Here is a 12,838-nt window from a genome sequence, read left to right on the forward strand (position 1 = left end):
GCCGAAACTGCGGTGTTGCTTATCCAGGAACTATATGCCGTTGAACGTCTTGCACGCGATAAAAATCTGGATCCGGAGCAGACTAAAGAGCTTAGATTGGAAAAATCATTGCCCACCTACAATCTGCTAGGCAAATGGATCAGCAGCAACATGTATAAAGCCCTTCCTAAAAGTCCGATCGGTATTGCCTTCCGGTATACTATTGAAAGATGGGATGAGCTGGGGCACTACATGTATGATGGAAGGCTTCAGTTGGACAATAACTGGGTGGAGAATGCAATTAGAGCCATTGCTGTGGGTTATGCATAGTTAAAGATTATGTAAAGTCAGCATATAAAAGTTGCTTCCGGGCTTACCGGAAGACGAAAGTACTTTACATAATAATACGTTGTTTTAGTGATTGCGATGTTGCAATCACTAAAACAATGCAGCTATGAGAAAAATACAGACATGCTTTGATCAGCTCATCTATGATGCAGGCGAAGTGTTGAGAACCAAACTATTAAGAACTGACGCGACAGTTAACTGGTATCGTATCTATTGGCGACGAATGTGGCGTGAGATACGGTGCCAAAGCATACCCGAATTCACTTCTAATCTTGGCAGGCAACATTTACTTGACCGGTTTGGCCAGCTCGATTACGCTACACTTTCCAAAAGAGACAAGGATTTTGTGAAAATTGTCAGTGTACTATGTGAATTTTATGACACCGGTACCATAACCAGATCCCGGGAACGGCTCCAACTGGACGGTGTAATCGGCGCGCTGGTTAAGCAATTTGTTGATCACCTGGCTACGCTGCGTTTAAAGTCAACAACAATAAGGGAGCGCGAACATTACCTGAGCAAGTTTCTTATCTATATGAAAGATAAGGGTATCGCTTCCATCGACAAGGTGGATAAATTTGTGATTATAGATTATCTAAGAACCTTAGACATACGGCATTCCACTGTTGCTCATATGACATTACGAGCAATCAGAACATTTTTAAAATTTCTCTTTGAACAGGGATTAATAAAAGAAGACATTTCACTTTCTGTCCCACAAGATAACTATCAAAAACAGGCCAAGCTCCCGTCTGTCTTCAGCGTCGATGAGATTCAAAGAATGATCAGTAAAATAGACCGCGCCAGGCCCAGTGGTAAACGTAATTATGCCATCGTATTAATTGCCGCCAGACTGGGCCTACGAGCATCTGATATTGCCGGGCTGAAGTTTGAGAATTTGTTTTGGCAGCAGAGCATCATATCAATATGTCAGTACAAAACCGGGCGGCAACTCCAACTGCCTTTACTTGCTGAAGTTGGTGAAGCGATCATTGAGTACTTGAAATACGGAAGGCCAATTTCTAATGAACCGTATGTGTTCCTGTCAGCTGGATCTCCCTTTCGACGGATGCATACCCCTGGAATAACGAGTCTTGTGAACCGCGCATTTATTCTTTCAGGCGTTAATATTGAGCATCGGCACCATGGACCTCATGCGCTTCGTCACAGCCTTGCCAGTTTACTTCTGGAGCAGAGTATAGTTTTGCCGGTTATTACAGAAGTGCTCGGTCATGAAAACTCCCGTTCAACAAAATACTATTTACGGATAGACCTAACATCCATGAAGCAGTGTATGCTTGAGGCGCCTGCTGTAGCTGATGACTTCTATAATCATAAAGGAGGTTGTTTTTATGCATAATCACTTCACCGGCATTTATGCCCCGTATCTGGATCAATACCTGGATTATAAAAGGCAATTAGGCTTTAAGCAGCAAACAGAGGAATCAATACTTGCAATTTTTGACCGATTTACGGTTAGCCGTGGTGAAACCCGGCTGGGTATCACGCCGGAACTTTCGCAAGCATGGATGCAAACAGGTGCCAACCTGTCGTCATCCTATAATTTTCATCGCGCATTGCTAATCAATAAACTGGCATCATTCCTTAACGAACAAGGTATCCACTCTTACCTGATGCGTTTACCTGTATGTAAAATGGATTTTACGCCACATATTTATTCACAAGATGAGCTTGGACGCCTATTTGAAGCAGCAGATCATTTTCGCATCAGGAAGGGTTTACGTCAAATCATGTTTGCTATGCCTGCACTTTTAAGGTTACTGTACTGTACCGGCCTGAGAGGCGGCGAAGCATTGGCTTTATCGGTTGGTGATGTTAATCTCGATGACCAGACCATCCTTGTGCGGGACAGCAAGAATGGACAGCAGCGTGTTATGCCTTTTTCAGATTCGTTGGCAGCGGTACTTAGGCAATACGCCTTTTACAGGAATGAGTTGCCTGCCTGTATGGTAAAAAAGGACCGCTTTTTCATCTCCCTTGATGGAAAAAGGATATCACACCATTGCTTTGGCCGATGGTTTTCACGTTTGTTATTGGCTGCCGGAATTCCAAAAGGTCGCGGTGTAACTCCACACGCATTGCGCCATTCATTTAGTGTCCATTCACTGGCGATGATGGCCGAACGAGGTGCGGATATCTACTGCTGCTTACCGGTACTATCAACCTACCTCGGTCATAAATCAGTAGAATCGACAAATCATTATGTCAGGCTGGTATCTGCCATGTACCCTGGGTTGCTGAAGGATATTGACAGGATCTGTATAAACGTTTTCCCTAACAGCTCAGGCTATGAAACCTACTAACTTCTCAAAATGCCTGACAGGTTTTTTGACCGGGTATTTGCCGCACGAGCGCGGCGCAAGTAAGAATACCATCAGTGCTTATCGGGACACCTTCATCCTGTTCATAAATTACATGAAAATCCAAGGCATCCCTGTATCAAGATTAACGCTGGAGAATACTAATCAAATGGCGATCGTCGGTTTTCTTGATTGGCTACAGGTAGAACGCAAAAATGGTAACGCAACCAGGAATGCGAGATTGGCTGCAATCCATGCTTTTTTTCACTACATGCAGTATCAGTATCCTGAACATCTTTATGAATGTCAGAAGATTTTATCCATACCGATGAAGCGCAAGGCGGTAGTACCTATGAACTATCTAACAATTGACGCGATTAAAATGCTTTTGCGGCAACCGGATACCCGGACCGTTAGAGGTAGACGTGATCTGGCGTTGCTTTCGTTGATGTATGATACAGGCGCACGTGTTCAGGAGATTATTGATCTGACGCCGTCTAGTCTCAGGCTTGACAAGCTGAGTACAATCCGGATTAATGGCAAAGGCAATAAAACCCGCATTGTTCCAATGCTCGACGAGCAAGTGAAATTATTGGAGCCTTATTTGAAAGAACATGATCTTCTTCAGGCATATAACGACGTACATCCGCTGTTTTTTAATAGTCGGAACGAAAAGCTTACAAGGGCTGGTGTAAATCATATTCTACTTAAATATGCTGATATGGCCAGAAAAACAACAGGTGAGGTTCATTTACCAGAAAAGATCAGCTGCCACACCCTGCGTCACAGCAAAGCAATGCATTTACTGCAAGCAGGCGTCAATCTGGTGTACATACGCGATATTCTCGGTCATGTTTCTGTTCAAACGACGGAAGTATATGCACGAGCCGATTCGCGTGCGAAACGGGAAGCGATCCAAAGAGCATACACATCAGTTGTACCGGAAAAGCAGCCGGTCTGGTTGTCGAATGAAAACCTCTTGGACTGGCTCAAACGTTTTTGAGCATTGTTATTATGTAAAGTAATGTGACAGAAAACTGCTGTCTACTGAAAATAGAACGTGGTATTGCTCACTTACTTTACATAATCATCAGCTATGCATAACCGAGGTTATGTAAAGCTTTACATAACCTGGGACGAAAGGCGTTTTTGTTCGCTGGTTCCCACCAGTCAGCTGAAATGACAGCAGCTATGTATTCCTTTATGGCAACATGCAAGAAAAACGGCGTTGACGAGCAGCAGTGGCTGACAGATGTATTTGAAAGAATACAATCCCATAAACACAAAGATCTTTATCAACTGCTACCAAACAACTGGGAGAAGTTCAGAAATCTCGAAAATTAACCCAGAATTACGTTTACCAAATTAGCAACACGGGTTTTGTCGGAGCGATACGTAAAAATGATAAAATAGACGCAAAACGGATTGCTCAATTTGCTTTTCTGCACCATCGTATATTGAAGCCTATGCAGCTGCCATCTGCATGTTTGCTCAAATTAAAGAATCTAATGGCTTTTCGTGACAGGCTTGTCAAGACAAATGTAAGTCTTAAAAATGCAATTAAGGATCTAAAGAATATTATAGATTTAGTAGATAATTCGTTTATTATCAAACAATCAGTAGCTCAACATAAACTTATCGAAGAGCAAATAAAAGATACGGATAAACAGATAGAAGCGACTTTAAAAGAGGATGGACAAGTACAAAAGCATTTTGATCTGATCAAGTCAGTCGTTGGTATTGGCATGATTACAGCAGTAGCTTTTCTGATCTATACACAGAACTTTACTGCATTTGATACTGGTCGGCAATTCGCCTGTTACGCAGGAATAGCACCGTTTGAATATAGTTCTGGAAGCAGTGTTAGAGGGAAAACCAGGGTTAGCCCACTGGCCAATCGAAAAATGAAGGCTTTATTAAGTAATTGCGCCAGTGCTGCCATACAAACTGATCCGGAGCTTAAATTATATTATCAACGAAAAGTAAACGATGGTAAAGCTAAAATGAGTGTACTCAATGCTGTTAAGGCCAAACTTATTAATCGGGTATTTGCTACCATAACTCGTGGAACTGAATATGTTGAAATTATGAAGTATAAACAAGCAGCCTAAAATAGCAGATATGAACTTAGAGTTTTCTTTGAACATTATTTCTCGCAATCCCCTCTCAATTATAATGGAGGGGTTGCGAGAAATAATGTGGAGCTTCCATATGGCTTAAATTTGGAATATCTTGAAAAAGTTACATGCTTTAAGTTTGTTTATATCTTAGAATTCGGGCGGTCGTAAAGGTAATTGTTGGGATAATGCAGTTGCAGAAAGTTTTTTCAAAACTTTAAAAGCAGAATGTGTTTATCAAAATAAGTTTGTCAATAAGCAGCAAGCGGCGGTAATAGTCTTCGAATATATTGAAGCCTGGTACAATAAAAAAAGGCTTCATTCTGCCCTGGGATACATGTCACCCAAGGAATTTGAAGAACTTTTAAATATGCAGAAAATTGCGGCTTAACATTTTGTCCTCTTTATTGTTGCAATTCCATCTCATAAACTATTGAGACAGCATTTTTCTCGATTTCAAAAGCTTGGTTGAAATTACATTCATACCACCGTGGCCGTTGCAGAACTAACAAGGTTTTTTTCGAAATTTGGAATAGCCTGAATCACTTTATTGAAATTTGATAAAATAAAGCTAAAAACTGATTATAAACTCTATAAAAACTCTGTTTAGGTGAGTGAAGGCCTCCATTGCCTCACTTTTTAATGGTTTTCTTTTAAATGCTTTGAGATACTTTTTAAGATTAAAGCAGGTGGCTGCCATCAGCATGACCTTATGCGCACTAGCTTTTCCTAAAACATTGATTTTGTTTAATCCGTAATAATGAACACCAACGATACAGCAGATTTTCAGCAATTCCAAAGGTCTCAGAAATTTCACTCACCTTTTTGCCCGAAATTATCATTTTGAGAATCTCGGCTTTGAAATCCGGTTCATAATTGCGGCGTTGCTTCGACTTTTTTTCATCTTTCATTTTGCGAAATTTTATGCAAGAAAGTGTGCCGCTTTTCTAGACCACCTCATACACCATAGGTATCCTTGTAAATGGAGTTCAAATCCAAAGATTCTCTCAGCCTTCGATAGAGATTATCCTTCGGCACCCGATCAGATAATTGAAAGCTGGTGAACAGTTTTTCGGCGTAGTTCTTTCTTCCTTGCATGCCTGAAGTTACAAAAAATCAAGCTGTTTTGAAAGAAATTTAAGCTGTTTTTGTTCGAGTTCTGCAACAGCCACCACCGTATTATTTAGGTTCACTTCACATAGATATCCTCTATAAAACAAGATCTAGTTAGAGCCAGTATGTTAAGAGTCTGGTTATTTTTTTTGATCTCTAAGAGAAATAAAATATAAAATGGATATATTCGCTAACATAACCTAAGACAATAGAAAGCTGAAAGGAACTTCAGTCTTTGAAGCTTTAAACAGAGGGATATCTGTAGGTTGGGATTCAAAAATATCAGGATCGTATCACCTTTACAACGGGCAATGCCTAGTTAAGACTTTACTGCCAATTTATACAGTGCTAAACTCCGAAAAAGATCGGTTGTTTTTAATTCGGCAGGGTGATGGTTTCTAACGCTCATTTTCAAAATCTAGCCGCTACATCATTCAAAATTTTAGATAACTTTCACAAATCAAGGGCACATCTAATGGCATGGAACATTACTACTTAGCTTTCTTTAATTTTGTGGAAGAGATTGTAACATTGCCGGAAATGGATAAGGCTTCGATTCGTCGTTCCTTTAAGCCTATTTTCGTCCCAAAAGATACGATTATCGAGTCCGCAGGAAAAATACCCGAATATCATAATTTCATCGTATCGGGTCACATGCGAAACTACTACCTGGATAAAAATGATAACCAGATCACAACCGACCTAAATAATGGCCCCAGGTTTTTTACTTCCTATCACCACTTCATGAACCGTTCTGTTTCCAATGAAAACCTGCACTGTATCACCGACTGTGAGCTGCTACGGATCAAGCGGGATGATGTTGACATAAGCGCTGAGCTTAGTAAGACGCAGAAAGATTATACAATAGAAATTTTACGAAGACACCTTCAGCAAGATAAAGAGCGAATCGACGACATGGCAAACCTGACTGCCGAAGATCGGTACCATAAATTTCTAAGAGAGAAGCCAAACATTGCAAGGCATGTACAGCTGGGTTACATTGCCTCCTACCTGGGGATTACACAAAGACACCTCAGCAGGCTGCGGGGCGATCAGGGCAGCAAGACTTCCATACCGAAGTAGAACCGCTCATACGTATTGGACATTTGTCTAATTGATAAATATTGGCCAGGTTTTAAGTTTGATCAACTTAAAGCGATTTGCCATGATGACCGAAACAAATGTCCCGCCAGTAGAAAAAGTACCAGCCTTCCATGCACCACGAATCCTGAACCTGGCCGCCTCAGCCTGGCTGACCACTGCCTCAGTCGGTCAATGGGTATTTGGTTTTTACATCATCTCGTTTTACGGCAAGTCCACAGCCGCGGGAGAGTTTGAAAAATGGAACCGGGTCCTGCCGCATGGTTACGTGGAAGGTGACTGGAAAGGAAATTTAATCGTAGGACTGCATGTATTGTTGGCAGCAGTGATTGTGATTGGAGGACCTTTACAATTGATTCCCGCTTTAAGAGCACAATTCCCTCGTTTTCACCGCTTGCTTGGCAGAATATACGTTACTATTGCTATCCTGGTAGCCTCAGCTGGGCTATTCATGATTTGGACACGTGGCGGAATTGGTGATTCGACACAGCGCATCAGCATCAGTATCCAAGCGATTTATATTATTTCATTTGCCGTGCTCGCAATCCGCTGCGCGCGTTCCCGGCAACTGGAAAAACACAGAAGATGGGCACTACGATTGTACATGGTAGTTAACGGGGTATGGTTTTTTAGAGTTGGCTTAATGTTTTGGATTCTCGTCAACGGCGGCCCGGCCGGTTTTGACCGCGAAACATTTACCGGGCCATTTCTGACAACACTTTCGATACTCACCTATGCTATCCCCCTCTCGTTGATCATCCTCGAAATGTACTTCTTCGCCCAAAAAAATCAGGGGAAAGTATTTACAATAGCGACATCGGCGCTCATCCTGATTTTTACCGTCATCATGGGTATTGGCATTTTTGGAGCAACAATGGGCATGTGGCTCCCTAGATTAAAATAACCGCAACTATTAACAACAACAGGTACCATTTCATCTCGACCACAAGGCCCTACATCTGAACGATGCAGGATTTTATGGATATTCTGTTTATCTTGAAGTCAACTTTTACGGCCGTCTTCGAATTAATTGAACAATTCCAGTACAAAATCATCGCCAATTGAAAATGGTTTACAATGATATCGCTGGTAAATATCTTTTTATTGAACAGACAAACTTTTGTAGTTTAAACAACAAATCAGAAGGGCCAAACAGACATCAGAACCTGGAAATAGCAACAAAAAGGTTGCGCAAACAGCTGGCATCTCTATTTGTATGTAAGCGGCAGGTATCTTCAATGAAGCATTCATGTGGGAAACCTCCTTGTTGCAAGTGATGTTACCGCTACTTCCAATAATATTCTGGTTTCGCACCTTGCGTAGAGAGCGATTTTGCAAGTCCAATCATCATGCTTTTTTACTTATTCGAACAAAGAGTTTTCCCAAGTCTCTCCAAAAACTTTCAAAGGTCTGAAAAATCCAACACCCCCGAACTCGTGGCGATTTCTTATCAGCAGAGATCTTTTAACCCTGCAAAGCTTTGGCCCAGGATCGCTTTGTCGTCTGCGCCGAGCCAATCGCGCAGCAACGAGGCGTAAATATCCCGAAAATCAATGGAATGCTTTAAATCTCCGCCGTTAAGGTCGGTCAGGGCCGGTGCCTCATTGTAGATGACCGAGTTCCTTGGCGGGCCGCCCATCAAAAAGACATTATTAGCGGTTCCGTGATCGGTCCCATTGCTGCCGTTTTGTTTGACCCTTCTTCCAAACTCACTGAAAGTAAGTACCATGGTACGATCGAGCTGCCCTGTTTTTTTAAGATCGTTGATGAATGCACGCACAGCTTCTGCATATTGCGTCAGAAGCCGGTCCTGCTGGCGACGTTGCCCGGCATGGGTATCGAACCCTGAAAACGATACATAATATACGGTGGTTTCTATCCCGGAACTGATCAGCTCCGAGACCGTTTTCAGATTCTTTCCGAGTTCACCTTTTGGGTATTCCGCGGAAATACTCTTTGCATTTGCTTTTTCATATAAGTAATCGGCACTCGAAGCGGTATCTGCCAGGGTCTTGTACAAATAACCGATGTGGCCAGGGTCTTGGTCGCGGGTGTGGGCCGTCTTGGCAATTTTGCTGACAGACTCCCTTTTTGTTTGACGATAGAGTGTTCCGGGATCCAGCATTGCCAGGCCGTTTGCCATTTCCCCCTTCAGCGCCAGAATAAGCGTATCATCGATTTCAAGCATGTGGTGTGCTTTTACGTTGCAGCTTGCACAGGAAGAATCCAGGTATCTGCCCAGCCATCCTGAATTTACATACTGGTCCGCGTTGCTGGCCGAGTGCCAGATATCCATCGAACGGAAGTGTGAACGATCCGGATTGGGATAACCCACATTATTGAGGATCCGGACACGCCCATCGTCATACAAATTCCTAATGGCCTCAAGGGCAGGATTGAGACCGATCTCATCGTTCAACGTAAGTACCTCTGATTTGTTGATAGACAGCGAGGGCCGCTCACGGTAATAAATATCGTTTCGGTAGGGAATAACCGTATTAAGACCGTCATTTCCACCGGACAACTGGATAACGACGAGCACTTTGCCCCGGGTCGCCCCAGCTGAAGAGAGCTCATGTGCCTTAAGAAAATGCGGGATGAGCATCGTTCCTGCTGCAGCGAACGTCGAATTTTTTAAAAAATCACGTCTTTTCATTTTGTTTACGGTTAGAATTGGATACTAAGCAACCTGATATTCCGGCAGTCCGAGGATCGACAAAGTGAGTTTCCGGATGAATTGCACCCTGTCGTTTCCGGCCGTCTCTGGATCAGGCAGTGTGTCCATCGTTTCTGTGGACGGGGCTACAGCGAGAAGCAGGCCTGCCAGGAACACAGGCAACTCCGCGGTTTCAATTTCCCCGAAACGGCAAGCCCATTTATGCCAGTCGATAACCGCACCACTATTTCTTTTTTCCCGGTTGGCCGCTATATCATTTGCATCTCCGGTATCCTTGGCTTTCACTTTTGATTCCCCTGCCCCAGCAAGCATCCCGGGCAGCTGCATCCTGAAGAGCAAACTGGAACTGTCTATCCAGCTCCTGCCGCCTGGCCAACCGGCCACACTGGGAGGAGAAAACAGGATTTGCCCGAGCACTTTCTGGATAAACAAAACCGGTTCATGGTCTGCATAAACGGCGCCAAGTGCCCGCTGCATCCCAACCATGAGTTCTACCGGGGATTTGATCAGAAGTGTTTGGGGACCAGAATCATAGAACCAATCAGATTCAAGGATATTGCGAAGCAATTTGCTGATATCGTAGCCCGATTTATAAAATCCGTCAGCGAGTTTGTTAATGCGGGCTTTGTCGGGGATTTCACTGACAAATGATTTGTAGATTTTGCCTGTCACAAAAAGGGCCGTTTCCTTTTTTTCCAGCAAGATGCGGATGACGTCTTCTCCCGCGAAATTGCCGTCTCTGCCCAAAACCCGTTTAACACCATCGTCATGCAGTTCCGGCCTGAACTGAAAAATGCCGGTTGGATTTGATACCCATCCCGTAAATGCCCGGGCCGCTTCCTTCACATCCTGTTCTGAATAATTGCCCCTGCCCATCGTAAAAAGTTCCATCACCTCCCTGGCAAAATTCTCATTTGGGCTCTTCTTTCTGTTTTGCTGGTTGTTCAGGAATTGAAGCATTGCGGGCTCCTTTGAAACGGTCAGCAGCATCTCGCCGAAATTGCCCAGCGCATGTTTCCTGAGTGTCTCCAGGTAGCTTTGCACCGCCTGGGGGTTCTGGACCCTGCAGGCAAAATGACCGTGCCAGAAAAGCGACATCCGTTCCCGTAGGGCACTCTCCCCGTCAACCATCTTTCTAAACCAGGTTGCGTTCAGGTTTTTAAGGTTTTCCCGTATAATTTGTTGTTTGATTTTCAGGTCCTCTTCGACGGTGGCTGAATTGGTCATCGAAGGGCCCATCATTGTCCCGCCGTCAGCGGCAGGGCCTGTGAGGGGTTTGAAATCAAGAGGGGCGTATTCGCCGCTGTCTTTAAAAGCTGATCTACCGCTTTTCCGAGCGAAATATTTTTTACCGGAATATGGCCCGGTGACATGCGGCGGTAAAGATGCAGCAATTGAGACTGTAAAACCCTGTCCTTCATAGCGTTTTATTATTTGGGACTTGGACTTAACTAAGGGTGTTAAGGTTTAAACGAACAGTTATGTTTTTTTATAGTCAAAAAGTCAACGTCTAATTGATCAACAGTTTTAGCGGTGGTCAACGCAACTAAAAACCGACGGGATTGTTGTTTGAAAGGGCTACTTTGGAAAATCCTGTATGAGCTCTCAAGCTGAACATCACTGTCGTGAACCGTAGGGTTAAATGAGAAGGCAATTTTAAGATTTCCATAATTTATCCAGTGATTCCTTTACAGTCGATGGGGGTTGGTCAAAGCGCCAGGCTGTTGACGCGACCAATTAAGAGCAAACTGTTGCAAGATCATGGAACGGTATGATCGGCAGAAGCGTCATGGAGGTAAAGACAAGCTTGCAACCAACCAGATAATCGTAGCTGAAAGTGATAACCAAAGCCACTGATATTTCTTATTAACCGTTTGTAAATATGTATCTACTCCGATGGATAGACGTTTGTAGTTTAGAACTACAAATTTCGACTATTTCATCAGAAATCAGAAAATGGCTACCTCACTTAAAAATACAGCTCGAATTTGCGGGTTTCTATATCTTTACGTCATTGTCGCTGGAATTTATAGTGAGGTATTTGTAAGGGGCAGTCTCATTGTTGCAGGAAATGCTACTGCAACTACTGACAATATTATGACATCACAATCATTGTGGCGGGTCAGCTTTGCCAGTCAAATTATCATGCTATTATGTACTGTATGGCTGGCACTAGGCCTTTACATTCTACTTAAATCGGTAAATAAACAACTCTCTATGGCTGCTATGCTATTCAATTTGGTATCCATTGCAATAGAGTCCTTAACAAAGCTGCTGCTTTTGGCAGTATTGTATTTATTGGATGATTATGATTACCTGAGGAGCTTCGAACCTGCACAGCTGCGTACTTTGGCGTACCTTTCTATAAGGCTGCATGCTGCTGGTTATAATATCGCACTTGCATTTTTCGGTGTCAACTGCCTCTTTTGGGGACATTTGATTTTTAAATCGCCCCATTTTTCCAAAATTTTGGGCGTAATGCTTGTTATTACCGGTCTGTGTTATATGATCAATAGTTTTTCTTGGTTCATAGACCCATCATTTGCAGCAAAGATATTTCCCGCAGTTCTGGTACCTTGCCTGGTCGGCGAACTATCGCTGGCATTTTGGCTATTATTTAAGCCAGTCCGCAGCGAAGTGCCGTTATAAACAAATAAACTGAATGGTACGGTACCTGACATTTCATAAATCATGGATAAAATGAAAACTGTGGTCTGTGACAGCTATGGACCACCGGAAGTACTTCACTTCACTGAGCTACCAAAACCGGCCCCGCAAGCTCATCAGGTTTTGTAAGGATTTATGCGACCACGGTTACAGTGGCCGATTTTCGCACGAGAAGCTTTACTGTTCCAAAGGGTTTTTGGCTTCCTGTCCGGTTAATGCTAGCAGCCTGTCGGACTTGAACGTTTAGAAATAGTTTTGTATCTTCAGATTATGAAACATTTTGTAGGAGCTAACCGCGGGCAAACGACATTTATGCCATATGATCTTGAAGAATGGTTGCCACAGGACCATTTGGCCCGATTCACCGTTGAGATCGTCGATAAGCTGGATTTTACCAGGATTTATGCACAGTATCGTGGTACTGGCACTGCTGCCTATGACCCCAAATTACTTCTGGCTCTGATCTTTTACGGCTACTCGACAGGCATTTTTAGTTCAAGGAAAATAGAATCTGC

At 43.2% G+C, this 12,838-nt stretch carries 14 protein-coding genes and 1 pseudogene; 11 read left to right on the top strand and 4 right to left on the bottom strand.

From position 1 onward, the window contains the following. The 7 genes and pseudogenes from FDK13_RS34630 to FDK13_RS34660 form a co-directional block, all read left to right on the top strand. Positions 1-309 (top strand): IS66 family transposase (locus tag FDK13_RS34630; protein WP_170983016.1); only part of this gene is annotated, 309 nt, incomplete at its 5' end. A 124-nt stretch (positions 310-433) separates the two neighbouring features. Then, a complete protein-coding gene (locus FDK13_RS34635) occupies positions 434-1,687 on the top strand; it encodes a site-specific integrase (protein ID WP_137344590.1) in 1,254 nt (417 codons plus the stop codon). Next, positions 1,680-2,651, top strand: coding sequence for a tyrosine-type recombinase/integrase (locus tag FDK13_RS34640; RefSeq protein WP_170983017.1), 972 nt, complete (start codon positions 1,680-1,682; stop codon positions 2,649-2,651). The genes FDK13_RS34635 and FDK13_RS34640 overlap by 8 nt, the downstream gene beginning before the upstream one ends. Then, positions 2,638-3,651 (top strand): site-specific integrase, encoded by a 1,014-nt coding sequence (locus tag FDK13_RS34645; protein ID WP_137344592.1) that lies wholly within the window; start codon positions 2,638-2,640, stop codon positions 3,649-3,651. Before FDK13_RS34640 ends, FDK13_RS34645 begins: the two co-directional genes overlap by 14 nt. Positions 3,652-3,827: 176 nt before the next feature. Next, entirely contained in the window at positions 3,828-3,992 is a 165-nt protein-coding gene (locus FDK13_RS34650; protein WP_374756129.1) for a transposase domain-containing protein, read from the top strand. Between the two features lie 47 nt (positions 3,993-4,039). Continuing rightward, on the top strand, positions 4,040-4,759 hold the full coding sequence (locus FDK13_RS34655) for a transposase (protein WP_262711845.1): 720 nt from the start codon (positions 4,040-4,042) through the stop codon (positions 4,757-4,759). Positions 4,760-4,922: 163 nt separating this feature from the next. Further along, positions 4,923-5,156: pseudogene (locus tag FDK13_RS34660) on the top strand (transposase); the annotation flags it as partial. 328 nt (positions 5,157-5,484) lie between these two features. Here FDK13_RS34660 and FDK13_RS34665 read toward each other — a convergent pair. Then, the gene (locus tag FDK13_RS34665) at positions 5,485-5,676 is read right to left on the bottom strand and encodes a transposase (RefSeq protein ID WP_137344593.1); all 192 of its coding nucleotides are present in this window, start codon (positions 5,674-5,676) and stop codon (positions 5,485-5,487) included. Between the two features lie 682 nt (positions 5,677-6,358). On the opposite strand from FDK13_RS34665, the gene FDK13_RS34670 reads away from it, so the two are divergent. Together FDK13_RS34670 and FDK13_RS34675 are read left to right on the top strand one after the other, a co-directional pair. Then, the gene (locus FDK13_RS34670) at positions 6,359-6,961 is read left to right on the top strand and encodes a Crp/Fnr family transcriptional regulator (protein WP_137344594.1); all 603 of its coding nucleotides are present in this window, start codon (positions 6,359-6,361) and stop codon (positions 6,959-6,961) included. A gap of 82 nt (positions 6,962-7,043) precedes the next feature. Further along, positions 7,044-7,883, top strand: coding sequence for a DUF2306 domain-containing protein (locus FDK13_RS34675; RefSeq protein ID WP_229216341.1), 840 nt, complete (start codon positions 7,044-7,046; stop codon positions 7,881-7,883). Between the two features lie 546 nt (positions 7,884-8,429). Here FDK13_RS34675 and FDK13_RS34680 read toward each other — a convergent pair. From FDK13_RS34680 to FDK13_RS34690, 3 genes are read right to left on the bottom strand one after another with little or no spacing between them, the layout of a single operon-like run. Then, complete coding sequence (locus FDK13_RS34680; protein ID WP_137344595.1) at positions 8,430-9,635, bottom strand: DUF1501 domain-containing protein; 1,206 nt, start codon at positions 9,633-9,635, stop codon at positions 8,430-8,432. 24 nt (positions 9,636-9,659) lie between these two features. After that, the gene (locus FDK13_RS34685) at positions 9,660-10,898 is read right to left on the bottom strand and encodes a DUF1800 domain-containing protein (protein ID WP_137344596.1); all 1,239 of its coding nucleotides are present in this window, start codon (positions 10,896-10,898) and stop codon (positions 9,660-9,662) included. After that, positions 10,895-11,077, bottom strand: coding sequence for a hypothetical protein (locus FDK13_RS34690; protein ID WP_137344597.1), 183 nt, complete (start codon positions 11,075-11,077; stop codon positions 10,895-10,897). Before FDK13_RS34690 ends, FDK13_RS34685 begins: the two co-directional genes overlap by 4 nt. 535 nt (positions 11,078-11,612) lie before the next feature. On the opposite strand from FDK13_RS34690, the gene FDK13_RS34695 reads away from it, so the two are divergent. Next, entirely contained in the window at positions 11,613-12,305 is a 693-nt protein-coding gene (locus FDK13_RS34695; protein WP_137344598.1) for a DUF4386 domain-containing protein, read from the top strand. A 288-nt stretch (positions 12,306-12,593) separates the two neighbouring features. Continuing rightward, positions 12,594-12,838 (top strand): transposase (locus tag FDK13_RS34700; RefSeq protein ID WP_374756102.1); only part of this gene is annotated, 245 nt, incomplete at its 3' end.

This window comes from Dyadobacter frigoris (assembly GCF_005280585.1).
Taxonomy (GTDB): Bacteria; Bacteroidota; Bacteroidia; order Cytophagales; family Spirosomataceae; genus Dyadobacter; species Dyadobacter frigoris.